Consider the following 26902-nt stretch of genomic DNA (forward strand, 5'->3'; position numbering starts at 1 on the left):
TTAAAAGTGGAATAAGCCCGAAGTTTATGGCGCAAAAAACAAATGCTAATATTTGCTAGCCCATATTCTCTCCGCCAGGCATTGGAATCCAAATTCTAGCAAAAAAAACACGGATAAATCTGTGTTCATCCGTGTTTATCTGTGGTTTAAAAAAGCTAATTAATTTGGCTTCTTAAACGTATCTTTTAGTGTAACTGTACGGTTAAAAACCAATTTATCTGCAGTAGAATCTCTATCTAAACAGAAATAACCTTTACGGATAAACTGATAACGGCTTTCAAGATCTGCATCTGCCAGGGCTGGCTCGATATAAACATTAGGTAACACCGTTAGGCTTTCAGGGTTTAGGTAATCTTTAAAATCTCCTTCCTCAGCATCTGGTGTTTCAGAAGTAAACAACCGGTCGTACAAACGGATTTCTGCAGTTTTGGCATGCGGAGCACTTACCCAATGGATAGTTCCTTTAACATTTATGCCGCTGGTATCATTTCCACTTTTCGATTCCGGGATGTAAGTACAATGAATTTCAGTAACGTTTCCATTTTCATCTTTCACAAAATCTTCGCATTTAACAATGTAAGCGAATTTTAAGCGTACCATTGCACCGGGCGCCAGGCGGAACCATTTTTTTGCGGGTACTTCCATAAAATCGTCACGTTCTATCCAAAGTTCGTTGCTGAAAGGGATCACACGTGTGCCACCACCATCTTCAGCCTCTGGATTGTTTTCGCCGGTTAAATCTTCTGTTCCTTTTTCGTAATTAGTAATCACCAGTTTAATCGGATCTAAAACCGCCATTACACGGTTAGCCGTTTTATTTAAATCTTCGCGGATGCAAAATTCCAATAAACTTAGCTCAATTAAATTTTCGCGTTTGGCAATACCAATACGTTCGCAAAATTCGCGTACGCTCTTCGGTGTAAAACCTCTCCTACGCAAACCACTAATTGTAGGCATGCGCGGATCGTCCCATCCATTTACTAAGTTTTCGTTAACCAGTTGAAGTAACTTACGTTTACTCATTACCGTACTGGTAAGGTTTAAACGGGCAAATTCATATTGTTTCGAAGGAAAAATCTCTAGTTTTTCGATAAACCAATCGTACAGTTCACGGTGCGAAACATATTCCAATGTACAGATAGAGTGCGTGATGTTTTCGATACTGTCGCTTTGGCCGTGAGCAAAATCGTACATCGGATAAATGCACCATTTGTTACCGGTACGGTGATGTTCGGCATGTTTGATGCGATAGATAATCGGATCGCGCATTAACATATTCGGACTGGCCATGTCGATTTTTGCTCTCAAAATATAAGCGCCATCGGCAAATTCGCCATTTTTCATTTTCGTGAAAATGTCTAAATTTTCTTCAATGCTGCGGTTACGGTATGGGCTATCCTGTCCTGGTTCTGTTGGCGTGCCTTTTAAAGCTGCAATTTCATCTGCAGAGCTCTCGTCAACATAAGCCAAACCTTTTTCGATCAGTTTAACAGCAAAACCATACAGCTCATCAAAATAATCTGAGGCATATAATTCATTTTTCCAGTTAAAACCCAACCATCTGATATCTTCTTGCTGACTGTTTACATATTCTGTTTTTTCTGTTACCGGATTGGTATCATCAAAACGCAGATTGGTATAGCCGCCGTATTTTTGTGTTAGTCCGAAATTTAAGCATATTGCTTTCGCGTGGCCGATGTGTAAATAACCATTAGGTTCGGGCGGGAAACGCGTAACCAAAGTTTCATACTTACCACTATTTAAGTCGTTCTCAACAATTTCTTCAATAAAGTTCAATGACTTCTCTTCACTCATAAAAACCTGTAAATTAGGAATGCAAATGTAAAAAGATTGAGCGGATTTATACAATGATTATAGGTTTATTAGCCCATAGTTGATAGCCGATAGCTTAAGCCTGCATTAATTACGATTAAAATACAGATAAACAGTGATTGAATAGTAAAATGACTGAATTATTGAATGGAAGAATTGGCTCATTCAGTAAAAATAGCTGTGGCTAATATCAATACTTTGCATTAATTAGCAAAGGCAGGCTCATTACATGTTCCATCAACTATTACTTACATTACTTAATAAATTCTATACATTTACGTCAACTTAATATTCATTTATGAGCAAAGTATTAAATCGGCCTATCCGCGTTTTAGTAGCTAAAGTTGGATTGGATGGCCACGACAGAGGGGCCAAAGTAATCGCAACTTCCTTACGGGATGCTGGCATGGAAGTAATTTATACCGGCTTACGCCAAACACCAGAAATGGTGGTAAACACAGCGCTCCAGGAGGATGTTGATGCCATCGGAATTTCCATCCTATCGGGCGCACACATGACGGTTTTTCCAAAGGTTATTCATTTTATGAAAGAAAAACAGTTAGATGATGTGTTATTAACCGGCGGAGGGATTATCCCGGAAGCTGATCGGTTAAAACTAGCAGATATGGGTGTTGGGGAGCTATTTCCTCCAGGTACAACAATGGCAAGTATTGTAGAATATATTCAGAATTGGGTTACAGAAAATAGAAATTTTTAAGTTATGGCATACCAGAATTTAATCTCAGAGATAAAAGAAAACATTTTATACGTTACCATCAACCGTGAAAAAGCGCTGAATGCTTTAAACAAAGATACTTTGGCTGAACTAGCGGATGTAATTGCTTTCGCAGGCAAAACCGATGAAGTAAGAGGTGTTATCTTAACAGGAGCAGGCGAAAAAGCCTTTGTTGCAGGAGCTGACATTAAAGAGTTTTCTGATTATAGTGGTAAACAGGGAGAAGAATTAGCAAAACGTGGTCATGATCTGGTCTTTAATGCCATTGAAAATTCTTCAAAGCCATTTATTGCAGCAATTAATGGATTTGCTTTGGGTGGAGGACTGGAGTTGGCCATGGCCTGCCACATACGCATCGCATCAGATCATGCGAAATTAGGTTTACCTGAAGTTACGTTAGGTTTAATTCCCGGTTATGGCGGTACCCAGCGCCTTACACAGTTGGTTGGAAAAGGTAAAGCAATAGAAATGATTACTACTGCTAATATGATTACAGCTTCGGATGCAGAAAAAATAGGACTAGTAAACTATGTTGTTCCACAGCCAGATCTAATTAGCAAGGCTGAAGAGCTGCTGAATGTTATTAAGCAACGCGCACCGCTAGCTGTTTCGGCAGCAATAAAATCTGTAATTGCAGCCGTAAATAACAGCAATGGCTACGCTATCGAAATTGAAGAATTTGGCAAATGTTTCGAAACTGCCGATTTTAAAGAGGGAGTGACTGCATTTGTTGAAAAGAGAAAAGCAAATTTTTCTGGAAAATAGCATGACTGTGTAGTATTAATCTGATGTATGGTGTAACGAAAGTGTTGCAAAAATTTTCAATGCAATTTATTTTGAGTAATTATGTTAATTAATTATTAACCCTCGTGTGTTTAACACTACATATGGGTTTTTATAATAATAACGCTACTCATGAAAAAGATACTCATTGTTGACGATGAAATTAGCATCGGTTTATTGCTCTGCAAGTTTTTAACTAAAAATGGATTTGAAGTTTCGAATGTAACAACTGGTAGAACGGTTTTACAAATTCTTGAAAAAGAGAGATTCGATTTGGTATTATGCGATTATCGTTTGGATGATACAGATGGGAAGGAGATTTTAATTCACGTTAAGGAAAACTATCCGGCTACCAGTGTGATTATTATTACAGGTTATTCGGATATTAAGCTTGCCGTAGAATTGATAAAACTAGGGGCTTACGATTATATTGTTAAACCGCTCTACCCAGATGAAATTTTAAATACCATAAATAAAGCCCTTGAAACGCAAGAGGCTTTAAAATCACCTAAAAATTTTGAACGCGCTGATCATAATGTTATTTCCGGTTTTCTAAATGATCCGGAATATATAAATGGGGAAAGCGATGCTTCAGCACTTTTACTGAAACAAATCCAACTCATAGCACGAACAGGGTACACCGTCATTTTAACGGGGCAAAGTGGAACAGGGAAAGAATGTGTTGCTAAAACCATTCACCAAAATAGTTCGCGTAGCAGAGAACCTTTCATCGCCATGGATTGTGGTTCTTTAACAAAAGAATTAGCCGCCAGTGAATTTTTTGGACACGAGAAAGGGGCATTTACTGGAGCAGCCTTCACTAAAATCGGTCACTTTGAGCAAGCTAATGGCGGTACATTATTTCTTGATGAGATTGGTAATTTATCCTATGAGATCCAGGCAACTTTACTCAGGGCCGTTCAAGAACGGAAAATTAAGCGGATTGGAAGTACGAAGGAGATTGATCTGGATGTGCGGCTTATTGTAGCTACAAATGAAAATTTACTAGAAGGGATTCAAAAGGGGGTATTCAGGGAAGATTTATATCACCGCTTTAATGAATTTTCGATACATGTTCCATCATTGAAACACCGGGACAATGATATCCTTATCTTTGCTGAACGTTTTCTGGCCGCAGTAAACAAAGAATTGAACAAAAAGATTAAAGGCTTTTCTGATGAAGTGATGAAATGTTTATTAGCATACAATTGGCCAGGTAATGTACGTGAGCTGAAGAATGTTATCAGGCGGATTGCTTTATTAACCGATGGTGATCGCATAGAAACTCATGTTTTACCATTGGAGCTTAGAATGACTGATTATCCTAAGACACAGCACGAAAAAAAAGCGCTTCTTTTGCCGCTAAAATTAAATGATGATAAATCACTTAATTTGCGAAATACTGCTAAGGAAGCCGAATATACGGCTATTTTAGAAGTGCTAAAAGCGGTTAATTTCAACAAGACCAAGGCGGCAAAAATATTAAATATCGACAGAAAAACACTTTACAATAAAATCAAATTCATTGAGGTTGATGATGAGATATAAATTTTAAATCTAGAAAAACAAAATCAGCCATTTTAGCATTTAAAGAATACCCTTATGATCTAAATATGTCAGTATTCTCTTATAAGCAACGCAATAACATTAACCTGGTCATTATTATTGCGCTTGGGGTGTTAATTGCGTATTCTTTACAAAGTATTTTTAGTGCTATTTTAAGTACTTTGGTGCTTTACACGATAATGCGGCCGGCGTATATTCATTTGGCAGAAAATAAGGGCTGGAATAAAAGAGTAACGGCTATTTTCCTGATCACCATCAGCATCATACTCATTGTAATGCCTTTTTATGCATTAAGTAGTATGGTTATCAGTAAAATTTCGGAATTGAAGAACAATGAAGTGTTTTTCAGGAATCTGCTGGTTAAATTACAGCATCTTATTCCGGTTAAAATTAATCAGGATCTTATCCAGGAAGGATTAAACCGCTTAGGGAATTGGGCCACTCAGCTTTTCCCATCCTTAATATCGAGTGCAGTAAATATTATATTAAGTTTATTGGTGATGTACTTTTTACTCTACTTTATGTTAATAGAGCGAAGAAAATTCGAATTTTCATTGATTAAATATGCACCTTTCAGAGAACAGAATGCACTTCGTTTTGGAGATGAAATGCGAAATACAACCTATGCAAATGTATTAGGACAAGGGCTGATCTGCCTCGTTCAAGGTTCGCTTTTAAGTCTTTCTTTTTATGTTTTGGGTTATAAAGATCCTGTATTTTGGGGGGTAATTACAACATTTATTTCTTTTGTGCCCGTTTTGGGGCCACCAGTTGTTTTTGTTCCAGCTGCGATTTTGCAGATTGCGAACGGGAATAATTTTGCTGGCTGGGCCATGCTTATTTTTGGTTTTGTAGTCATTATCAATATCGATAATGTGCTGAGGTTTATCATTGCAAAAAAAGTTGGCAATATTCACCCCATAATTACAGTAATTGGCGTAATTATTGGTATCCCTTTATTTGGAATATTGGGCCTTGTTTTTGGCCCGCTACTGTTATCTTATTTTATATTGCTCGTTAAGATTTACGAAACCAGTACGCTTGCATCAGAAAGATTGGAAAGAATTAAAACAAATAACGAGCATACGGAGTTATAAATATAGCTTAACAATAAATAATGTAGTAGTTTTATATTGTACATAATTGTTAAACCCTTAAATACATTAATTATGAATGATAACTCAAAAGTTGTAGTTGCGCTTTTAGCAGGATTAGCTGCTGGTGCGGCGCTAGGAATTTTATTCGCACCAGATAAAGGTGATGAAACCCGCGATAAATTAAGCCAGTCTCTAAAAGACCTCGGCGATTCTATCAAAGATAAAGCTGCTGATGAAATTAACAACCTTGCCAGCTTAAAGGATAAAGTGGTAAGCTCCATCAAAACGAAATTAAGAAGCGTAGAAGAAGAATATAGTGACGACGTAGAGCACGCGTAATAAATAAATATTGCATAGCCGGGCAAAGCCCGGTTAAATATCAATCTGAATTATGCAGGAAAATAAAGATAAAAGCATTGAAGATCTTGTAGACGATGCCAAAGGGTTTTTAGAGGCCAGGGTTGAGTATACAAGACTTTACCTGGTAGAAAAAGTCTCTAAAGTTTTTGCCGATTTAGTAACCAGTACGGTAGTTATTGTTTGTTTTATATTGGCCTTTTTATTTGGCTCGGTAACTTTGGCGCTTTATCTGTCTGATCTTTTGGGTAGCTATGCCGGAGGCTTTGGTTGCGTTTCCTTGTTCTATATTCTATTGGCACTGGGTGTTTATTTAACTAAAGATAAGTATATCGAAAAGGCAATTATTAATGTAGCCATCAGAAGATACTTTGATAAACTTGCAGATAAGGAGGAAGATGAAAAGGTATAAAGACATCCGTAACCTAGAAGACCTGCAGGCTAGAAAATTAGAACTTAAGGTTGAGTACACCCTTAAGCAGAATATGCTTAAATCGGATACGAGAGCTTATTTTAAACAATTTACCTTAGGCGCGCTAATAAAGCGGTACGCTACACCAAGTAACCTGTTTAAAGCTGACGAAAAATTAAATATTAGTGGAACCGCCATGTCGTTGCTTTTGCCGATGTTTATGAATAAAACCCTATTTAGAGGTGCTGGTTTTTTAACCAAAGCGGCTGTAGGTCTGGTTTCAGGAAAAATCGGTAAATCGCTTGATGCGGAACATTTGTCGGCAATTTTTAATTCTGTGAAGAGCTGGTTGGGAAAAAAGAAAGAGAAAAAAGAAAAGAAATTTGTGGACTACGGCATCCCGCCCGATAGCGAAACTTACTAGTTAAATGGGTCATCAGTCATTTGTTCATTAGTGTGCAATTGCCAAAATGATATTAAATCGAAAGCCTCAGGATGCTAAATTCTGAGGCTTTCTTGATTAAAAACTCAGCCGTTGTAAGCCTTGTTTTATGACGATGCTATTTCTGCTCCCAGCCCAATGAACCAATGACCAGTGAACTAATGAACCTATAAATCTGTTTTAATCTTTAATTCTTTCAATTGCTTCTCGTCAATAGTGCTTGGACTATCGATCATTACATCTCTGCCTGAGTTATTTTTAGGGAAAGCAATCACATCACGGATTGAATCTAAACCTGCGAAAATTGAAGTTAAACGATCGAAACCAAAGGCAATACCGCCATGAGGTGGTGCGCCAAACTCGAAGGCATCCATTAAGAAACCAAATTGTTTTTGTGCTTCTTCTGCACTAAAACCTAAATGTTTGAACATTAAAGCCTGTAATGCTCTGTCGTGAATACGGATCGATCCGCCACCAACTTCAGTTCCGTTGATTACCATATCGTAAGCATTGGCACGTACGTTTTTAGGATCGGTATCCAATAAGGCAATATCTTCAGGTTTCGGCGAAGTGAAGGGGTGGTGCATGGCGTGGTAACGCTCTGTTTCCTCATCCCACTCCAACAATGGAAAATCCAATACCCATAGGGCAGAAAATGTGTTTTTATCGCGTAAACCTAAGCGGTTACCCATTTCTAAACGAAGCTCATTTAACTGTTTGCGCACTTTATCGGTAGAGCCAGCTAAAATCAATAATAAATCGCCTTTTTCTGTTTCAAAAACCTCGCTCCATTGTTTAAGGTCTTCTTCGTTGAAGAATTTATCTACTGAAGATTTAATGGTTCCATCTTCGTTATGACGCGCATAAATCAAACCTGTAGCACCAATCTGCGGGCGTTTGATAAAATCTGTTAATTCATCTAACTGCTTACGTGTATAGCCTGCTGCGCCTTTTGCATTGATACCTACTACCAATTCTGCATTATCAAAAACCGGGAAGCCCTTACCTTTTACCAAGTGGTTAAGCTCTACAAACTGCATCGCAAAACGGGTGTCAGGTTTATCAGAACCGTATAAACGCATCGCATCTGCATATTGCATACGCGGTACTTCCGGTAAGTCGTAATTGCGTACTTCTTTAAATAAAGTACGGATCAGACCTTCAAAAGTATTTAATATATCTTCTTGTTCGATGAAAGACATTTCGCAATCAATCTGGGTAAACTCAGGCTGACGGTCGGCTCTTAAATCTTCATCTCTAAAACATTTTACAATCTGGAAATAACGGTCGAAGCCCGAAACCATCAACAATTGTTTGAAGGTTTGCGGCGATTGAGGCAAAGCATAAAACTCGCCTTCGTTCATGCGGCTAGGCACCACGAAATCTCTTGCACCTTCTGGTGTAGATTTAATTAAAACAGGTGTTTCTACCTCGATAAAATCTAAAGCATCTAAATAACGGCGAACCGATTGTGCCATTTTATGACGCAAAACCAGGTTATTACGAACCGGATTACGGCGTAAATCTAAATAGCGGTATTTCATGCGCAACTCATCGCCACCATCAGTTTCGTCATCGATCATGAATGGAGGTAATTTTGCTGCATTTAAAATTTCCAAAGCAGAAATTTTAATCTCCACATCACCAGTTGCCATTTTTGGGTTTTTGTTGCTTCTTTCTACAACGGTACCAATTGCTTTAATTACAAATTCGCGGCCTAATGAACGTGCTGCTTCGCAAAGTTCACGATTATCGTCCATGTTAAAAACCAACTGAGTAATACCATAACGATCTCGGATGTCGATAAAAGTCATACCGCCTAAATCTCTTGATTTTTGTACCCAACCACATAGCGTAACACTTTCGCCTAAGTTATTTAGGTTTAATGCACCACAAGTTACTGTTCTTAACATATATTGTAATCTAAATTGAGCGGCAAAAATACCGATTTTGTTTTAAAGTTTAGCGTAGTAGATTTAAGGAAATTTTGTGCTTCCTAATTTGTTGTTTTAGACCACAAATACGCTAAGCACACAAAGAGAAATGATGGACACCCTTAGACCTTCTTAGGTGTCTGTTGTGATGTCGTCCCACCTATCTTCGTAAAATGTAATCCAATTAATTGCCTGATGCCATTCCTGAACAACATCAGGATTAATATTTGGAATTTCTGTATTATCTATTCTGGCTTGTTTTACTGCCCAATGTATTCTATAAATTAAATCAGAAGCATCAAGGATTTCGGTAGTATCCCTGATCACCGCTCCATTTATAAACTCTTCACTTGACTCCATATATCCGGGGATCAAATTGAATATTTCAGAAGCTTCATCAATAGGTAGCCCCAGATCATCTATTTTGTTTATTGACCATAGCAAAACCTTGATACATTCAACACGCCAGGAGAGATTCCTTGCTTCTTTCTCACTTAATGTCTCTTTATTAAAAAGAGCCTGCTCTCTTCTAGAAACATGGCCCCATAATTTTTCTGTTTTAAGATAAGCGATGATGTCCTGCTTATCATCGTCATTATGAATTGTTGTATATAAATAGGCAAGAATCAATATACGTTTAGCAATATCTGCCGCAGTTCTAATTACAGCTTCACGTTCCTCTTCTATTAGTGGCAAATATAGATTTATGGGGATGTTATTTTCCTTTAAAATTATTTCAGTTTGGTCCTTACGTTGTTGAGCGGTCATATTTTAATGATAATATAATTTAGAATTACATCCTAAATTTATGCTTTTGACTTTAATCTGCTTAAAGTTTCTTGTGAGATATTTAAATAAGAGGCAACCATTTTGTTCGGCATGCGCATGACCACGCCTGGATTTTGCGCAAGCAACTGGCGGTAACGCTCTGTGGCATCAAGCGTTATAAACGACATCAAGCGATTGGTATTGGTTACGTAGGCATATTCCAAATAATGGCGGTAAAGTTTCTCCCACTGGGGGATGATTTTAAGCAGATGATAGAAGTCCTTTTGCGAAATGTAATACAGGTCGGTATCTTCTATAGCCTGCACAAACTCCTTTGAAATTTCGTTGGTAATAAAACTGACCAAAGCCGTGGCGAACTGCTTTTCGAAAGCAAAATGCCTGGTAGCTTCAGTCCCACCTTCTGTTAGGAAAAAAATCCGTAAGCAGCCTTTGTCAACAAAATAAATGCGTTGACTCGTTTCGCCAGGGCTGATCATGAATTCGTTTTTCTTTACCTGCATCGCCTTGAAAAAAGACAATACCTGCGCCAGATCCTCATCACTGATGGTAATTTTTTCTCTGATATAACTGGAAAGCTGTTCGTGCATTTAATTTAGTCTTAACCAAATGTAATAATGTTTAGGCTTTAGACGTGATCTTTTCGGCCAGTTTCCGTGCGTTGGGAATAATGATAAAAGCCGCAAAATAGGCTACAGGTAACATAATACTCCATGCTTTTAAGAATTTGATAAACCAATCTTCGCCAAAACCATAGTTGCGCATTAACCCCACAAAGGCCATAATTAATGTCATAGGGATAACCACGAAAAGTGTGTTGATGTATTTGAAATGTTCTTTTTTCATTTTTTGATCTGTTTAATTTATAATGTTACAAAGGTGCAGCCATTAAAAATCTTAAACTTTGATGTAGGTCAAAAAGGAATGAGGCTAATTATTTAGGAGATGGTGTTTTTTGTATCAATATTCTTCTTTTAAAAATTATGAGAATTGCCATAAGGATTACAGCAATAATAAAGTAAACTTTCATATTGCTGATACTTTCACAAAGATTATCTCCCGAAATTACTGAAATACAGTCGCCAGCCTTGTCCGTTTCATATTTCAGGCTTACCATGGTATTTAGTATTCCATAAGGAAATAAGAAGATACCGGTTATTGCCATCATTAAAATGATGTAATATGCTATTCTTTTTAATTTCATGTTATTTGAAATTGATGCTTATCGTCTAAGCAGCTTTCGGCGTAATCAATAATCTCTTTTTCTGCCAAATTCTTTAATTCATTATTTATGGGTTTGTAATTTAGGCTGGGCGGGATATCGATTACGAAATAACCATCCTTAAATTTTTCGATTTTAACCCCTAAAGTTTCGAGCATGGTAATAATTTCATTTGTTGAATTTGCGCTGTCCATTAACACCACCTGGATAGTAGAATGGCCGGAATAAGCAATAGTTTCGCGATAGGTTAACATCCCTTCATCTTCATCATATTCTGCAAATACGAGGTCGTTATAGGCAAAGGGTGCATAAAAAGGAATGTTTTCGAGCTTATAATGGCCTTTTTCCTGATCTACAGTTTCGCACCACATGGTTTCTATTGTCCATTCCTCCAGGGCATCGCTATGAAAAGCAAAGAGGACTTTTACCAGTTTATCTTCAGTCATTAGTATTTCTCTTCTAGCACAATTTCAATAGCGATTACTTTCCATCCGCCTTTAATGTTTTTCCAATGGTAAATTTCCTCAGTTTGGATAGTTTGTTTTTTAGAAAAAATAAGCAAATTCGGCTTTAAAATGACTGATTTTCGGGCTATTTTTTCGGTAAAAACTTCGTTTTCAAAAGAAGATTTAATGCGGTAATAACTGGTATGGATTTCTTTAATATGACCAAAATACTCTTTTAAATCGATTGTATAATCGCGTTTATTAAGCGCTATACCTTCTGCAGGGGTATAAGTTAAGCTATCATCAAACATCGCAGTATAGGCAGTTACATCCTTACTTTCTAAAGCCTGATCTGCTTTTTTGTGTATCTCGTTTATTGCTGAAATGATCAAATCGGTTTCCATGGCATGAAGTTAATTGTTTGTATCAGGGATTTCAAATTTATGATGATTCTATAAATGATTTTCCACAATACCAAGGGTATAGAAGTAATCATTTCCTAATGTTTATAAAAGGCTTTTAGGTTTTGGAAATGAAAGGTTAGTATTCCATAGGTACTGTAGCCCCGCCATTCGCTTTACTTCGTTGCACTACGTGTTCGCTGCTGTCGGGTTTAGGTACAGCGGTTTGTTTTTCAAGCACTGGCCTAAGTGAAATAAACCCGATTGTCGGGAAGAGCTTCCGATCCTTCATCGGAACTCGTACCAGAAAGCGGTACTGAAATTGCAAAAAGCTCAGAGCTGCTCATTTCCCATTAATTATAAATGTTTTTTCTTTTTAGAAAATGAAAGGTTAGCATTTCATAGGTGCTGTAGCCCCGCCATTCGCTTTACTTCGTTGCACTACGTGTTCGCTGCTGTCGGGTTTAGTTAACAGCGGTTTGTTTTCCAGGCACCGGCCTAAGTGAAGTAAACCCGATTGCCAGGAAGAGCTTCTGATCCTTCATCGGAACTCGTACCAGAAAGCGGGACTGAAAATGCCAAAAGCACAGAACCGCTCATTTCCTAATATTATTCAAGACTTTTACATTTTGGAAACGAAAGGGCAGCATTTCATTGGGTGCTGTAGCCCCGCCATCCGCTTTACTTCGTTGCACTGCGTGTTCGCTGCTGTCGGGTTTAGGTACAGTGGTTTGCTTCTGGGCGCCAAACTTTGTTAAATAAACCCGATTGTCGGGAAGAGCTTCCGATCCTTCATCGGAACTCGTACCAAAAAGCGGGACTGAAAATGCCAAAAGCACAGAACCAACCGTTTCCTATTAAATATAAAACATTTTTTACCGGAATGAAGAAGTCATTTTGTGCTTTGCTCCTGAGCATAACAGTGCATTTAATTCTATCTTAATACTGTATTAACATATTTCTAAACTTTTTTTCTACCTTGATGCAACGTTTTAAAATCCCTTATGTCTTATAATCAGAATATTCGAAATTTTGGAAGCCGTATACATCGATAAGAACCTAGAGCTAGTAAAAAAATGCATGCAGGGCAGCCGCGCAGCACAGTTTGAATTGTACAAGCTGTATGCAAAGGCCATGTATAATGTGGCGCTGCGCATTTTAAATTACGAAGAAGAGGCAGAAGATGTTTTACAGGAAGCATTTTTAGATGCTTTTACCAGAATTGTAGATTTTAGGCAGGAAACCACTTTCGGACTTTGGTTAAAGCAGATCGTGATCAACAAATCCATCAATTATTTACGTAAACGTAAAATGGAGTTTGTAAGTACCGATGAGCTATCGGAAGTGCCTGATGAGGATAGTTTTGATGACAGTGAAGTACGGTTGCAAGCTGATGAAATTAGAACAGCCATTACCGAATTGCCAGATGGCTATAGAGTGGTATTGAGTTTATACCTTTTAGAGGGTTACGACCATGAGGAAATTGCACACATTTTAAAAATAAGTGAAAATACAAGCCGCACACAGTACATGAGGGCGAAAAAGAAGTTAAAAAGTATTTTAGAACAGAAAGGGATGAGAGATGAATAACAGATTAGAAACCTTTGTAAAGGAAAACCGTAAAGCTTTCGATGTAATGGAGCCATCGGCAGGACTTTGGGCAAAGATTGAACAAGAATTAGATAACAAGAAGAAAAAAAAGCCGGTAAAGCTGTATTTATGGATGAGTGCAGCAGCAGCTATCGTGGTGGTTTTCGGTTTAGCCTGGTTATACGTAGGAAAATTACAAAACAAAGATTTAGAAATAGCCGACGTTAGTGCTTCATATGCCAAAAAAGAAGTCCACTTCGCAGGTTTGATTACCGAAAAAAAAGATAGTTTGGCCATTTTCGCTTCTGCGAATCCAGAGTTGTATAAAAAATTTACGGCCGATCTGAAAAAGCTTGATGAAGATTACGAAAGATTAAAAGCAGAGCTGCCAACCTCGCCCAACCAAACTTTTGTGGTAAAGGCCATGGTTAAAAACCGCGAAATACAACTGCAGTTATTAAAACAACAATTATTAATTATTAACCAGGTTGACGATTACAAAAGGGTTAACCAGATTTAATTTAGGAGAAATTAACGCCTAAAAGCACAATAAATAGTAGTCAATCGGTCTTGATACCTGATTCAACATACTTTATACAAATTAGGGAACGCTCACCACATTAAATTGCTTATTGCCGGCCGGCAGGTTTTGAGCTATTAAATGTTTAACAATTAACAACATGAAAACAATAAAAATATTTTTAGCCTTTATGGCTTTAATCGCCGTAAAAACCAATGCGCAAGAAGTTGCGGTAAATAGTCCATCAGAGCAGGTAATTGTCGAAAGTGCAGCGAAATCTTCAACACTGGCGATGGTCGTAAATCACGTAAAACACAATCAAACAGGAAGTGATGCCGAACGTTCTAAATCTTTTAGCAAGAGTTTTAGTGTAGATAATAACGACAAAATTAATTTAAACAATCAATATGGATCGATGACCATTAAAACCTGGGATAAAAAAGAAGTACGTGTTGATGTAGATATTAAAGCTTATAGCAGTTCGGATAATGATGCGCAAAAACTGATTGATGGGATAAGTATTGATGCGAATAAAAACGGTGATGTAGTTACTTTCAGAACGAACATGGGCGATAGAAACGGACGTTATGGCCGTGGGATGAAAAATGGAGTAACCACCTGGCGGAGGGAAGTGAAAGTAAATTACGTGGTGTATATGCCAGCAGTAAACCCATTAACGGTTTCACAAGAATATGGCAACGTAGAATTGGGTAATTTTTCTGGTCCAACTTCTTTAAAGGTAGAATATGGCAATCTGGTTGCTGGCAATTTAAGCAATGTAAATAACTACATCAATGTTCAATATGGTAAATGCGATATCCAGGATCTGAATGCTGCAGTGGTAAAACATGAATATAATGGCCCGGTAACCATTGGGGCTGTGGGTACTTTACAACTTGATGCCGAGTATGTTGCGGTAAACATCAATACCATCAGGAGATCAGCCGATATTAAGGTAGAATATGGTAAAGGTTTAACCATCGGCACTATTGGCGGCAATCTACTTTTAAATGCAGAATATGCCAAAGTAAACATCAATACGGTTAAAGGTAATACGGTTGTTAAACAGGCTTATGGTGATTTAAATATTGCATCAGCTGGTAAAATTGCAGTAAATGCAGAATATTCCAACGTTACTTTGGGTGCGTTAAATGGTGATGCCAACATCAACATGGATTACAACCGCCTTAGCGTAAACGAAATTACTCCAGCTTGTAAAAACTTCAGCTTTGGTGGTGAATATGTAAGCGTTGGATTGGGCTTTGCCGACCGTTATAATGCCAATTTTAATGTTTCTACTTCGTATGCCGGCTTTAAATATGGCTCAAATGTAACATCAAACCTGGTAAGTAAAGATGATGAAACCAAAAAATATGCTGGTAAAATTGGTAGTGGCGGTGCTGCAAACGTTTCCATTAAAACAGAATACGGTTCGGTTACCTTTAAATAAGATTTTCTAAACCAAACAAATCTTGAAGTCCTGCCATATTGGTAGGACTTTTTTTATATTTAGCGCTGATGAAAATTTACCTTATTCTACTGATCTCTTTTTTTTCTTTCACAACATTAGCTCAAGATGCTCCTGTTAAATGGGCTACGCAGGAAACTTTCTTCGAAGATTTAATAGGTAAAAATTTACCTCCCTTTAACGGTTTAACCATCAATAAAAAACAACTTTCCAATACCGATTTAAAAAACGAGGTAGTGGTAATTAACTTTTGGTTCGAAAAATGCCCGCCTTGTATAGCCGAAATGCCAGAATTAAATAATCTGGTGGCTAAATATGGCAAAAAAGCTGTAAGGTTTATCGGGATTACCCATGATAGCCCCGCCAGTGCCAGGCGATTTCAGAAACGGAACGGTTACAAATATGAAATTGTATCATTAAGCAAAGATGAGATCCGAAAACTGAATATTAATCACGGCTTTCCTTCAAATATTTTGGTGGGAAAAGATGGAAAGATTATTTATGCTACTGCTAATATTTCCTTTTCTGACCCACAGTTTAAAGCAAAATCGGTACTTTTTGAGGAGAAGTTAAAATTTGCATTAAACAATTAGTCAGAATATGTAAGGTTACAAATCGTGGGTTGAAGGGAGTGCAATATTCTAGAGCGGTCGTCATCTCGACTGAAGTGCAACGGAATGGAGAGATCTTTGCCCTCTTCGATATAAAAGTTCAAAGATTTCTCCACTACGGTCGAAATGACGGATTCCCTCAAGCTGTTAACAGCTTAGAGCACATATTCGTCATTAATCGGCTTAACTGGTTCCGGGATCTCGTCTTCTTCGAGCATCTGCAATAGATTAATCTCTATCGTTCTCGTAATCTGGTTAAGCGGAACACCTGCTGAATTGTTCTCGAAAGGATTAACCAGGCTCATTCCATTAATCTGTGTAGATACAAATACGAAACCTATTAACCAACCCAAAAATATGGCTGCAGGCCCTGCATCCTGACTGATTACCAAAGTAAATGTTACCACAAATAACCAGATAAATACTTTAGTAAGGTAGGAATAGGTAGTAGGAAATATGGTGTTTTTAATGCGTTCACTCATGCCCATAGAATCGGAAAATCGTGTAAGCATCTCATTGATCTCAATAAAACGGAAACCATCAATGGCATTGGCTTTTGATAATTTCTGTAAATCTCTTGATTGTATATTTAAAAGCGCATTATGCACATTGTTATGTTTTTTTATTTCATTTAAATCAGCTTCGGATAAATATTTGGTGTAAATTTCGTCTACCGTTCCCCTCAAACTTGCCTTTAAAGCATATAAAAACGCAATGTGCCTGCAAATCATCCGTTTTACGCTTTTCTCATCCTCATCAACATAATTAATCAATGCCCTTGCAAAAGAGCGGGAATCGTTTACCAAAGCACCCCATATTTTTCGGGCTTCCCACCACCTATCGTAAGCCTGGTTGTTGTTAAAACCGATAAAAAAGGCGATAGCAGTACCTAAAACCGTTGGAATAATGGATGGAATGGAAAAATGATGCGCAATTAAATACTCGCGTACAAAGTAAGCCGCAGTGCAGGAGGCAATCATGATCAGATCAACGTGCCACGTATTTCTTAAAATTCTACTTAACCTGATGTTTTGTATTAAAAGCATATAATCTGAATGGGAAATAAATTCGTTACGGATGAAAATACAAAACTAAAGCCAAAATGTTTGGCAATGTAACAAATTAAATGACAGACAGTACAGGTTGCCGATTGTCATGCAAATGTTTATCTTGGGAAACCAAATATTCTTATTTCTTATGAGCGACACTTTACCCAAGAACAATATTTTTAAAGTAATCGGCGCATCTTCTTTAGGTACGCTGATTGAATGGTACGATTTTTACATTTTTGGTAGCCTTGCAGTTATCATTGGCCATCAATTGTTTCCAGAAGATGCAGGGGCATCTGCCCTGATCAACACTTTGGCAATTTTCGCGGCAGGCTTTATCGTTCGTCCCTTTGGCGCATTGGTTTTTGGCAGGCTTGGCGATTTAATCGGCAGAAAATATACTTTTTTGCTCACGTTGGTGCTGATGGGTGGGTCGACATTTTTTATCGGCTTAATCCCATCCTACAAAAGCATTGGTTATGCCGCACCAATTTTGGTTTTAATACTAAGGCTGATTCAGGGATTAGCCCTTGGCGGAGAGTATGGTGGAGCTGCAACTTACGTTGCAGAACACGCACCTAAAGATAAACGGGGCTTTTTTACCAGCTGGATTCAAACTACAGCAACCTTAGGACTGTTCCTTTCATTAGGGATTATCGTAATCACGAAAAACATTTTAGGTGCCGAAACTTTTGGCGATTGGGGCTGGAGAATTCCTTTCCTGCTATCCATTGTGCTTGTTGTGGTGTCGATTTATATTCGCATGAAAATGCACGAATCGCCAATGTTTTCTAAATTGAAAGCTGAAGGAAATATTTCAAAAAACCCTTTAAAAGAAAGTTTTAACAACAAAGCGAATTTTAAAATGGTACTGCTGGCTTTATTTGGTGCTACCATGGGACAAGGGGTAATCTGGTATACAGGTCAATTTTATGCACAATCATTTTTAGAGAATACCTGTAGATTAGATTTTAACGACTCGAGGTATATTTTACTTTGGGGAATCGCTTTTGCCACGCCATTCTTTGTGGTTTTTGGTGCCTGGAGTGATAAGGTTGGCCGGAAATGGATTATGCTGAGCGGTATGCTTTTGGGTATTCTTTTCTATCGCCCAATCTATCAAATGTTTTTAGATGATACCGACTATACAAAAATTGAACAGACTGATATTTTATCTGCCAGCCCAGCTCCGGTAACTTCTGTTTTAATTGCGAACTCAACTGATAGCTTGCGAACGGTTTCTACTAAAATAATGCTTAAAAATGGTGCATCCTTTAATAAGGTGCAAACCGATACGGTTTCTGCAACCAAAGGGATTCTCTTAGGTAAAGAAGTAATAAAAGATAAAGTTTTGCCTACGCCAATATTCTGGAAATTTGTCGGTTTAATCTTCTTCCAGATTTTGCTGGTAACGATGGTTTATGGGCCAATTGCGGCTTTCCTTGTCGAGCTATTCCCTACTAAAATCAGGTACACCTCTATGTCGCTGCCTTATCATATCGGCAACGGTGTTTTTGGAGGGCTTGTGCCATTTATAGCAACACTAATTGCAAGCTTTTCAGGTTCTACGCCATTATCAGGTCTATGGTATCCGATAGGTATAGCAGCATTGAGCCTGGTTATTGGCACAATTTATTTATCGAATAAAAGAGACGAAAATATTAACGACTAGATACGAAGAAGATGAATACGTTAAAGAAATTTTTAGGCTTGGTTTGGATGGTTTTAGGGCCATTAACAATGACATTTTTGTTTATCCAGGCAATAGACAAAGTGGGCTTGACCCATTCGGATATCGAACGTACCAATACCATTCTGCAATGGGCAATTATCCTGTTTATTTTCCTCCCGATCAGTTTGGGATTGATGATATTTGGCTTTTATGCCTGGAAGGGAGAGTATGATCGCTTGCCGGAAAGTTCGGAGGAATTGTAATTTATATACGCTGTTCGTTAATATCTTTTCCTTAATTGGTCTTGCGGTTGATGTTTTTTAATTCATTATAAACCAACTGCGCAACTGCTTTGGCTCCTCCTGGCTGGAAGTGCGTATTATCTTTTTGTCCTTTTGGATAAGCCTCATATTTGGCTGAGTCTAAATTCATAAAGTAATGTTTGCTTACAAATTCATTGCCTTTTGTTGTGAAAAAACTCGCTGAAAGTGAGGTTAGATCTATAACGGGTGTATTTAACTCTTTGGCCACATCTTTCACTGCTTGTGGATATTCGCCATGTGCACTACCCAGTTTACCATCTTTCCAGGGGTAATTGCGGGTAACCGGTGTGATCAGGATCGGTAAAGCACCTTTTGCTCTTGTTTCTTTCACGTACATCCTTAAAAAATCTTTATAGCCCGGAATATCAACATAACGTTCAGGTTTATCTTTAGCGGCATCATTATGCCCAAACTGGATCAACACCAGGTCGTTCTTTTCCAGGGTTGATAAAACTTCTTTCCACCTTCCCTCTTCAAAAAAACTTCTGGTACTTCTTCCCCCTTTTGCTTTATCAATAACCAAAGCGCTGTCGCTTTTAATTAGTCTGTTTAATTTTTTTAAACTGTCTTTTTTTAAGAATTGCTGAAAAACCTGCCCCCAGCCTGTAATGGGATACTTTTTCTGCAGATAACCTTCATCTAGGGTATAATCTGCCACGGTAGAATCGCCGATTAAATAAACCTTAACAGGTTTGGGTTTTACAATGAAAGACATTAAGAAAACGGTGCCAAGAGCTGCGATAAGGTATTTATGTTTTTTCATCTTGTTATTTTAATGCTTGTACACGGAACCAATCGTATTCGGCAATTCCTGAATCATTGGTTTGGGTATCTCTGGCGGCAAATATTCCCATTTTTGCGCCGATCCATTGGCCCGCCGTGGCCTGGAACTCATCTCCTACATCCGTAAAACGGGTTCCATCTTCACTGTAACTAAACCGGCATTTTGCACCATTAGTAACTTTAACCCTGAAATATACCAAGCCCGATTTTAGTTTGGTAATTTCCTTTTCATTTTCGGCTTTTCCCTTGTCGGCACTTTGACAAACACCGTATATAAGATATAATCCGTCTTTTTTGCTTTTAATGCTAATCTGCGCATAACTTCTCCCCATTACTACCAAACCTGTTTTTTCGTTTTCCAATTTTGGGTTAGGTTTAAATAAGAGTTTTGTTGTTGCCATAAATTCATCAGCAGGAAATTTCTGCATCAACAGGTTCGGAACATCCCAAAGGTTTTTGGCATCATCAGGAATTTTCGAAGTATATAACTTTAATAAACCACTGCCTGCATCAGTAAATAACCAGGTTGGTTGCGGATTGGCCTGCCATTGCCATTGTAGGCCTAGTTTTGGTGTGGTAAATTCATCACTTTCTTCAGGTGTTTCAACCGGATAAACCTTGCCCACATTTGGTTTTTTATAGGTGATAACCGGTTCGCCTTTGCCGTCGCCATCTGCGTCAAGCCCGATAACAGGCCAGTTATTGATCCATTTCATAGGCTGCAGGTGAACAACGCGACCATAAGCATCTTTATCCTGAAAATGAAGAAACCAATCTTCGCCTGTTTGCGTATTTACCCAGGCGCCCTGATGAGGACCATTTACCGAAGATTTCCCTTGATCTATGGCTACTTTCCTTTCATATGGGCCGAAGATGTTTTTACTTCTCAAAATTAATTGCCAGCCTGTAGAAACGCCCCCTGCTGGTGCGAACAAATAATAATAGCCGTTGCGTTTATAAACTTTTGGACCCTCAATGGTAGGGTCGAGTTCGTGGCCATCGTATACAATTCTGCCGGTTTCTGTAGCTGCTGATCCGTCGCTGCTTAATGGCATAATGGCCAAAACACTTTTTATGCCCGCACGGCTGCCTGCGTAGGCGTAAGCGAGGTAGGCCTTGCCATCTTCATCCCAAAACGGACAGGGATCAATCAATCCTTTACCTGCGGCGACCAATTTTGGCACAGACCAGGCGCCGGTTATGGTTTTAGCTTTGGTTAAATAAATCCCAAAGTCAGGATCAGGATAATAAATATAAAATTCGCCATTGCGGTAGCGGATGGAAGGTGCCCAAACACCATTGCCATGCTGTGTTTTTTCGAAATGCTCAAATGGAGGCTGGCGTTTTAAGGCATGGCCGATTATTTTCCAATTCACCAAATCTCTCGAGTGCAGGATCGGCAAGCCCGGGATGGCGTCAAAACTGGAGGCGATCATATAAAAGTCATCTCCCACCCGGATAGCATCGGGATCAGAATAATCGGCGTTGATAACCGGATTTTTATAGGTTCCGTTACCTAGATCAGAAACCCAAACTTTAGATATGTACCCACTTTTTGGAGCAGGTTGGGCAAAGGTATTTATGCTAAAGCTCAAAACAAGGATTAAACTAAATAGATGTTTCATTATACAATGATGTTTTTAATATTTGGTCAGTTATTTATCTAGCGTTACGTCATTCCCGCACAGGCGGGGATCTTAATGCGGCTTGTGATTGGCATTAAGATTCCCAATCAAGTTGGGAATGACGACGAGTCTATTTTATCAAATTAGCCTACTAACAAGGTTAAGTCTTTTTTTATTTTTAGGCAAGTTGTTATTGTGCAATCGTTCCCGACATCGTTTGCAGTGTTTAATCTTGAAAAAACTTCTTTCTGATGAATATTAATGTTTAAAATTGTTCATCATATATTTTAAAAACACGGCTGCGTTACAAAGTTTATACTTTTACGTGGCCGATTTTAATTTAAGTCTAACCAAATTGATATGAAAGCAATCATCCTATTTTTTCTGATAACCGTTTCATCAGTAGTTTATGCTCTAGACATTAAGCCAGATTTTGTGGTAGCTGCCGATGGAAGCGGAAACTTTAAAACGGTACAGGAAGCGATACACGCTGTGCCCGATTTCAGGAACAAAACAACCATAATTTTTATCAAAAAAGGTATTTACAAAGAAAAGCTAATCTTGGCGGCCTCTAAAAAGAATGTGAAATTTATTGGGGAAAGTCTTAACGAAACCATTTTAACGTATGATGATTATGCGCAAAAGAAGAATGCTTTTGGAGAAGAAAAAGGCACTTCAGGTTCTTCCAGCTTTTATATTTATGGCGAAGGCTTTTCTGCAGAAAACATCACCTTCGAAAATTCATCAGGTCCGGTGGGGCAAGCCGTTGCGGTTTGGGCAGGCGGTGATAAATTAATTTTTACCAACTGTAGGTTTTTAGGCTTTCAGGATACACTTTATACTTACGGAGGCAACAACCGCCAGTATTATAAAAACTGTTACATCGAAGGGACGGTCGATTTTATTTTCGGCGCTTCTACAGCGTGGTTTGAAAGCTGCACCATTTTCTGCAAAAAGGCGGGTTATATCACCGCGGCATCAACTGCTGATACTACAAAATTTGGTTATGTAATTAATAAATGCAAAATCAAGGGAGATGCACCGGCCAATAGCTTTTATTTGGGTCGCCCATGGAGGCCTTACGCAAAGGTTGCCTACCTCAACTGCGAACTGCCAGATTTTATCCGCCCTGAGGGTTGGAACAACTGGGGCAAGGAAAGCAACGAGAAAACAGCCTATTACGCTGAATATAAAAGCACTGGAAAAGGAGCCGATCCAAAAAGCCGGGTAAATTGGTCGCATCAATTAACAGACGAAGCGTATAAAAGTTACATTTTGGAAAACGTTTTCCGTGGTTGGAATCCGGAGGCAAAATAAGTTGTTAAATAATTGATATACAGATGTTAATAAGCTGTTTGAAAACTATTTTTTGTGTCGTTTTCCGGTAACGATTGCATAGATTTCTCTTCTATTTTAAGTGCAAACAACGTACACTTGTTATTACAATAACCAAGTATAATTTAACAGCACAAATAATGAAACATATTTCTGGTCGTTTATGCCGTATTAAAATAGCGCTGGCATGCTTAATTTTATCTTCTGCAAGTGCTGCCATAGCGCAACAACAGCAAAGCCTACCCGTTATTCAGCAGGTTAAATTTAAAAAAGATACCACAAGTATTATCAGTTTTGGCGCAAAGGGCGATGGGATTACCTTAAATACGCAAAGCATCAATAAAACCATAGCCAGTGTAAGCCAAAAAGGTGGTGGTGTGGTTTTAATTCCATCAGGCTTGTGGTTAACTGGTCCTATTGAGTTAAAAAGTAATGTAAACCTACACCTTAAACGCGATGCAATTCTTCAGTTTACCGACGACTTTAACCAATACAGATTGGTACAGGGAAATTGGGAAGGCCAGCCAGCGTGGAGAAACCAGAGTCCGATTTCTGGTGTCAACCTCGAAAATATAGCCATTACCGGAACCGGGATTATCGACGGGAACGGTGGAGCCTGGCGTATGGTTAAAAAAGATAAACTGACCGAAACACAGTGGAAAACCTTGGTGGCATCTGGCGGCGTAGTGAGGGCCGATGGAAAAATGTGGTACCCATCTGAGAAAACCGTTAAAGGTTCGAATACCAAAAATGCCGGCGTAATTGAGGCTGGTAAAACAGCAGCCGATTATGAAGATATCAAAGATTTCCTTCGCCCGAATCTGCTGGTGTTAACGGGTTGTAAAAAAATTCTTTTAGAAGGTGTTACCTTTCAAAATTCACCGGCATGGAATTTACACCCTTTGCTTTGCGAGGATTTAACCCTAAGAAACCTACAGGTAAAAAACCCCTGGTTTGCACAAAATGGTGATGGAGTTGACGTAGAATCGTGCAAAAACGTATTGATTGAAGGCAGCACTTTTGATGTGGGTGATGATGGGATCTGTATTAAATCGGGAAGAGACGAAGCGGGCCGCAAACGTGGCGTACCTACAGAAAATGTAATTGTTCGGAATAATGTGGTTTACCATGCCCATGGCGGTTTTGTAATCGGGAGCGAGATGAGTGGTGGTGCGAAAAATATCTGGGTATACGACTGTTCTTTTATTGGCACCGATATTGGCCTGCGTTTTAAAACTACCCGTGGCCGAGGCGGCGTTGTAGAAAATATTTATATCAACAACATCAACATGATCGATATTCCGGGTGAAGCGATTCTGTTCGATATGTATTATGCTGCGGTTGATCCGGTTCCTTTGGCAGGCGAAAAACGCGAAGCCATTAAAACGGTAACGGTTCCGGTAACCGAAGCTACCCCTCAGTTCAGAAACTTTTACATTAAAGATGTGGTAGCCAATGGCGCTGAGAAAGCCATATTTTTCAGGGGATTGCCAGAAATGAACATCAAAGATATCCACCTGGAAAACGTAACCATAAAAGCGAAAAAAGGCATTGAAATTATTGAAGCTTCTGGAATTTTTCTGAAAAACATAAACGTAATTACCAAAGACACCAGTCCGGTTGTAATGATCCAGAACAGTTCGAACATCAATATCAGTAACTTAAAATACCCTGATAACAGCAAGGTTTTGTTTGACGTGTCGGGAGAAAAAACAAAAGGTGTAAAAATTAGCGGAACAGATGTTTCTAAAGCAAAAATGGCTTCACTTTTAGGTATAGAGGTAGATAAAAAAGCACTGGAAATTTCAAAATAACAAACATGAAGAGATCAATTCTATATACAGCAGCTGCGCTCATCGGTTTTTCTATTTTAACACAAAGTGGATTTGCCCAAAAGAAATTGTCAGAACAGTTAACCCTAACAGCGATGGAAAAACTGTTTCAGGATACTACACTGTTAAAAGGTGCCAAAGGCCCTAAATGGACCTACGACATGGGTGTGGTACTGGAAGGTGCTGCAGCGGTTTGGCGGAATACCGGCGATGGGAAATATTTCAAGTACATCCAAAGCTCAATGGATGCCTATTTGGATAAGGAAGGAAATATCAATACGTATAAACCTGATGATTTTAATATCGACAACATTAAAAATGGACGTTCGTTATTATTGTTATACAAAGTTACCGGACAACAGAAATACCTGTTAGCGGCAACCAAATTATACGATCAGCTACAAAAACAGCCGCGTACCCAAGAAGGTGGCTTTTGGCACAAGAAAATTTATCCCAATCAAATGTGGTTGGATGGTTTATACATGGGCGAACCGTTTTACGCGGAGTATGCCAAGCTGATGAAAAAAGATGCCGCTTTCGACGACATTGCAAAGCAGTTTATCCTGATGGAGAAAAATGCCCGAGATGCTAAAACAGGATTACTTTATCACGGATATGATGAGAGCAGAGCAGAGCAATGGGCCGATAAAAAAACAGGTCGCTCAGCAAATTTCTGGGGAAGGGCAATGGGTTGGTACATTATGGCATTGGTAGATGTGCTGGATAATTTTCCGGCCAATCATCCACAACGGAAAGAATTAATCGCCATTTTAAACCGTACAGCAACTGCTACCGTAAAATACCAGGATGCGAAATCGGGTGTTTGGTTCGATATTTTAGATATGCCAACCAGAAAAGGAAATTACCTGGAAAGCTCGGCATCGAGCATGTTTGTATATGGCTTGGCCAAAGGGGTGCGCAAAGGTTGGTTGGCACCATCATTTATGGCTGCTGCAAATAAAGGTTACGCAGGCTTAAAGAAAGAATTTGTTGAACAAGCAGGAGCAGAAAGAATTAATCTGACCAAAACCGTTTCGGTATCGGGATTGGGCGGAAAACCAAAATACCGCGATGGAAGTTTCGACTATTACATTAGCGAAAAAGTAATCACCAACGATCCGAAAGGTGTAGGGGCGTTTATCTGCGCCGCTTCAGAAATGGAAATTGCTGCACTCCCTAAAACAGGTAAAGGTTTAACCGTTACAGTTGATAGTTTTTTCAATAACGAGTATATGACCGGCCCAACCGGAGATAAAATCCCTTTCCATTACATATGGGAAGAAGATGATAATAACGGTTTTTCATTATTTGGTAAAGTATTTAATGATGCAGGCGTTAAAACCGCTACCCTTAAAACTGCACCAACAACAGCAAACTTGAAAGGAAGTAACATTTACATTATTGTAGATCCTGATACGGAAAAAGAAACTGCAAACCCAAATTTTATGAATACCGCACATGCCAAGCAGGTTAGCGAATGGGTTAAAGCGGGTGGCGTATTGGTATTGCTATTAAACGATGCTGGCAATTGTGAAATTTCGAAATTTAACGTATTACCAGAAACATTTGGTATTCATTTTAACGAGGATAGCCGCAACAAGGTTCAAGGTTCGAACTTTGAACAGGGCGCAGTGAAAATCCCCGACGGAAATTCAATTTTTAAAACAGCTAAGAAAGTTTATATCAAAGAGATTTCCACTATTGTGGCAAAAAGCCCTGCCGTTTCGGCTTTAAAAGATAATGGTGATGTGCTTATTGCAACAGCAAAATATGGTAAGGGAACCGTTTTCGCGGTAGGTGATCCGTGGTTTTATAATGAATATATCGATGGCAGAAAATTGCCCGCAGATTTTGAAAACTTTAAGGCAACGAACGATCTAGTAAACTGGTTGATTAAACAGGTGCCGAGTAAAAAGTAGGCATACATAAATTAATGTTAGCCACAGCACGGAAAAGAATTTAACCACAGATAAGCAGGATTAGCACAGATAAATAATATTGGTCACAAAACACAGAGACACAGAAATAGCTAATGGTCTGTGGGGACACAGACCATGGATAAAAGAGAGAAAAATACTT

27 protein-coding genes are annotated in these 26902 nt (G+C 38.7%); 16 read left to right on the forward strand and 11 right to left on the reverse strand.

The window, feature by feature from the left end:
- Positions 1 to 159 precede the first annotated feature (159 nt).
- Positions 160 to 1815, reverse strand: coding sequence for a glutamine--tRNA ligase/YqeY domain fusion protein (locus tag LQ201_RS14020; RefSeq protein WP_230143232.1), 1656 nt, complete (start codon positions 1813 to 1815; stop codon positions 160 to 162).
- A 316-nt stretch (positions 1816 to 2131) separates the two neighbouring features.
- On the opposite strand from LQ201_RS14020, the gene LQ201_RS14025 reads away from it, so the two are divergent.
- From LQ201_RS14025 to LQ201_RS14055, 7 genes are all read left to right on the forward strand, one after another.
- Positions 2132 to 2551: a cobalamin B12-binding domain-containing protein gene (locus LQ201_RS14025; protein ID WP_230143234.1), complete on the forward strand. Its 420-nt coding sequence runs from the start codon at positions 2132 to 2134 to the stop codon at positions 2549 to 2551.
- Between the two features lie 3 nt (positions 2552 to 2554).
- Positions 2555 to 3334, forward strand: coding sequence for an enoyl-CoA hydratase/isomerase family protein (locus LQ201_RS14030; protein ID WP_230143236.1), 780 nt, complete (start codon positions 2555 to 2557; stop codon positions 3332 to 3334).
- 150 nt (positions 3335 to 3484) lie between these two features.
- Positions 3485 to 4900, forward strand: a complete 1416-nt coding sequence (locus LQ201_RS14035) for a sigma-54 dependent transcriptional regulator (protein ID WP_230143238.1) — start codon at positions 3485 to 3487, stop codon at positions 4898 to 4900.
- A 65-nt stretch (positions 4901 to 4965) separates the two neighbouring features.
- The gene (locus LQ201_RS14040) at positions 4966 to 6015 is read left to right on the forward strand and encodes an AI-2E family transporter (RefSeq protein WP_057930801.1); all 1050 of its coding nucleotides are present in this window, start codon (positions 4966 to 4968) and stop codon (positions 6013 to 6015) included.
- Positions 6016 to 6087: 72 nt separating this feature from the next.
- Positions 6088 to 6354 carry a YtxH domain-containing protein gene (locus LQ201_RS14045; protein WP_025142262.1) on the forward strand — a complete coding sequence of 89 codons (267 nt, stop codon included), beginning with the start codon at positions 6088 to 6090 and terminating at the stop codon, positions 6352 to 6354.
- 52 nt (positions 6355 to 6406) lie between these two features.
- Positions 6407 to 6784, forward strand: coding sequence for a phage holin family protein (locus LQ201_RS14050; protein ID WP_215165634.1), 378 nt, complete (start codon positions 6407 to 6409; stop codon positions 6782 to 6784).
- Entirely contained in the window at positions 6771 to 7208 is a 438-nt protein-coding gene (locus LQ201_RS14055) for a hypothetical protein (RefSeq protein WP_230143240.1), read from the forward strand. Before LQ201_RS14050 ends, LQ201_RS14055 begins: the two co-directional genes overlap by 14 nt.
- Positions 7209 to 7393: 185 nt before the next feature.
- Here the strand turns inward: LQ201_RS14055 and aspS are convergent, their stop codons facing one another.
- From aspS to LQ201_RS14090, 7 genes are all read right to left on the reverse strand, one after another.
- Entirely contained in the window at positions 7394 to 9139 is a 1746-nt protein-coding gene (gene aspS, locus LQ201_RS14060) for an aspartate--tRNA ligase (protein ID WP_230143242.1), read from the reverse strand.
- A gap of 153 nt (positions 9140 to 9292) precedes the next feature.
- Positions 9293 to 9928, reverse strand: a complete 636-nt coding sequence (locus LQ201_RS14065) for a DUF4272 domain-containing protein (protein ID WP_230143244.1) — start codon at positions 9926 to 9928, stop codon at positions 9293 to 9295.
- A gap of 38 nt (positions 9929 to 9966) precedes the next feature.
- Entirely contained in the window at positions 9967 to 10536 is a 570-nt protein-coding gene (locus LQ201_RS14070) for a Crp/Fnr family transcriptional regulator (protein WP_230143247.1), read from the reverse strand.
- Between the two features lie 31 nt (positions 10537 to 10567).
- Positions 10568 to 10792, reverse strand: a complete 225-nt coding sequence (locus LQ201_RS14075) for a DUF2798 domain-containing protein (RefSeq protein ID WP_057930794.1) — start codon at positions 10790 to 10792, stop codon at positions 10568 to 10570.
- An 88-nt stretch (positions 10793 to 10880) separates the two neighbouring features.
- Entirely contained in the window at positions 10881 to 11150 is a 270-nt protein-coding gene (locus tag LQ201_RS14080; RefSeq protein ID WP_230143249.1) for a hypothetical protein, read from the reverse strand.
- Complete coding sequence (locus LQ201_RS14085; RefSeq protein WP_230143251.1) at positions 11147 to 11614, reverse strand: DUF4265 domain-containing protein; 468 nt, start codon at positions 11612 to 11614, stop codon at positions 11147 to 11149. Before LQ201_RS14085 ends, LQ201_RS14080 begins: the two co-directional genes overlap by 4 nt.
- Positions 11614 to 12018, reverse strand: coding sequence for a hypothetical protein (locus LQ201_RS14090; protein ID WP_230143253.1), 405 nt, complete (start codon positions 12016 to 12018; stop codon positions 11614 to 11616). The genes LQ201_RS14085 and LQ201_RS14090 overlap by 1 nt, the downstream gene beginning before the upstream one ends.
- Positions 12019 to 13095: 1077 nt before the next feature.
- Here LQ201_RS14090 and LQ201_RS14095 point away from each other — a divergent pair.
- From LQ201_RS14095 to LQ201_RS14110, 4 genes are all read left to right on the forward strand, one after another.
- Positions 13096 to 13605 (forward strand): RNA polymerase sigma factor, encoded by a 510-nt coding sequence (locus LQ201_RS14095; protein ID WP_051691810.1) that lies wholly within the window; start codon positions 13096 to 13098, stop codon positions 13603 to 13605.
- Complete coding sequence (locus tag LQ201_RS14100; protein WP_230143255.1) at positions 13598 to 14125, forward strand: hypothetical protein; 528 nt, start codon at positions 13598 to 13600, stop codon at positions 14123 to 14125. Before LQ201_RS14095 ends, LQ201_RS14100 begins: the two co-directional genes overlap by 8 nt.
- 160 nt (positions 14126 to 14285) lie before the next feature.
- A complete protein-coding gene (locus LQ201_RS14105) occupies positions 14286 to 15575 on the forward strand; it encodes a hypothetical protein (protein ID WP_230143257.1) in 1290 nt (429 codons plus the stop codon).
- Positions 15576 to 15643: 68 nt separating this feature from the next.
- Positions 15644 to 16186 carry a TlpA disulfide reductase family protein gene (locus tag LQ201_RS14110; protein ID WP_230143258.1) on the forward strand — a complete coding sequence of 181 codons (543 nt, stop codon included), beginning with the start codon at positions 15644 to 15646 and terminating at the stop codon, positions 16184 to 16186.
- Positions 16187 to 16359: 173 nt separating this feature from the next.
- On the opposite strand, the gene LQ201_RS14115 is transcribed toward LQ201_RS14110, so the two are convergent.
- Positions 16360 to 17250, reverse strand: a complete 891-nt coding sequence (locus tag LQ201_RS14115) for a bestrophin family protein (RefSeq protein WP_230143261.1) — start codon at positions 17248 to 17250, stop codon at positions 16360 to 16362.
- Positions 17251 to 17401: 151 nt separating this feature from the next.
- On the opposite strand from LQ201_RS14115, the gene LQ201_RS14120 reads away from it, so the two are divergent.
- Together LQ201_RS14120 and LQ201_RS14125 are read left to right on the forward strand one after the other, a co-directional pair.
- Entirely contained in the window at positions 17402 to 18925 is a 1524-nt protein-coding gene (locus LQ201_RS14120; protein WP_230143262.1) for an MFS transporter, read from the forward strand.
- 11 nt (positions 18926 to 18936) lie between these two features.
- Positions 18937 to 19188: a DUF6814 family protein gene (locus tag LQ201_RS14125; RefSeq protein ID WP_215165650.1), complete on the forward strand. Its 252-nt coding sequence runs from the start codon at positions 18937 to 18939 to the stop codon at positions 19186 to 19188.
- 31 nt (positions 19189 to 19219) lie between these two features.
- Here the strand turns inward: LQ201_RS14125 and LQ201_RS14130 are convergent, their stop codons facing one another.
- Both LQ201_RS14130 and LQ201_RS14135 read right to left on the reverse strand, forming a co-directional pair.
- Positions 19220 to 20011, reverse strand: a complete 792-nt coding sequence (locus LQ201_RS14130; protein WP_230143264.1) for a rhamnogalacturonan acetylesterase — start codon at positions 20009 to 20011, stop codon at positions 19220 to 19222.
- Positions 20012 to 20015: 4 nt separating this feature from the next.
- Positions 20016 to 21656, reverse strand: a complete 1641-nt coding sequence (locus LQ201_RS14135) for a glycoside hydrolase 43 family protein (protein WP_230143267.1) — start codon at positions 21654 to 21656, stop codon at positions 20016 to 20018.
- A 360-nt stretch (positions 21657 to 22016) separates the two neighbouring features.
- Between LQ201_RS14135 and LQ201_RS14140 the strand changes: the two genes are divergently transcribed.
- The 3 genes from LQ201_RS14140 to LQ201_RS14150 all read left to right on the forward strand — a co-directional run bounded on the left by LQ201_RS14140 (position 22017) and on the right by LQ201_RS14150 (position 26742).
- Entirely contained in the window at positions 22017 to 22973 is a 957-nt protein-coding gene (locus tag LQ201_RS14140; RefSeq protein ID WP_230143268.1) for a pectinesterase family protein, read from the forward strand.
- Positions 22974 to 23131: 158 nt separating this feature from the next.
- Positions 23132 to 24805 (forward strand): glycoside hydrolase family 28 protein, encoded by a 1674-nt coding sequence (locus LQ201_RS14145; protein ID WP_230143271.1) that lies wholly within the window; start codon positions 23132 to 23134, stop codon positions 24803 to 24805.
- A gap of 5 nt (positions 24806 to 24810) precedes the next feature.
- The gene (locus LQ201_RS14150; protein ID WP_230143272.1) at positions 24811 to 26742 is read left to right on the forward strand and encodes a glycoside hydrolase family 88 protein; all 1932 of its coding nucleotides are present in this window, start codon (positions 24811 to 24813) and stop codon (positions 26740 to 26742) included.
- Positions 26743 to 26902: the final 160 nt, after the last annotated feature.

The organism is Pedobacter sp. Bi126, assembly GCF_918698245.1.
Lineage (GTDB): Bacteria > Bacteroidota > Bacteroidia > Sphingobacteriales > Sphingobacteriaceae > Pedobacter.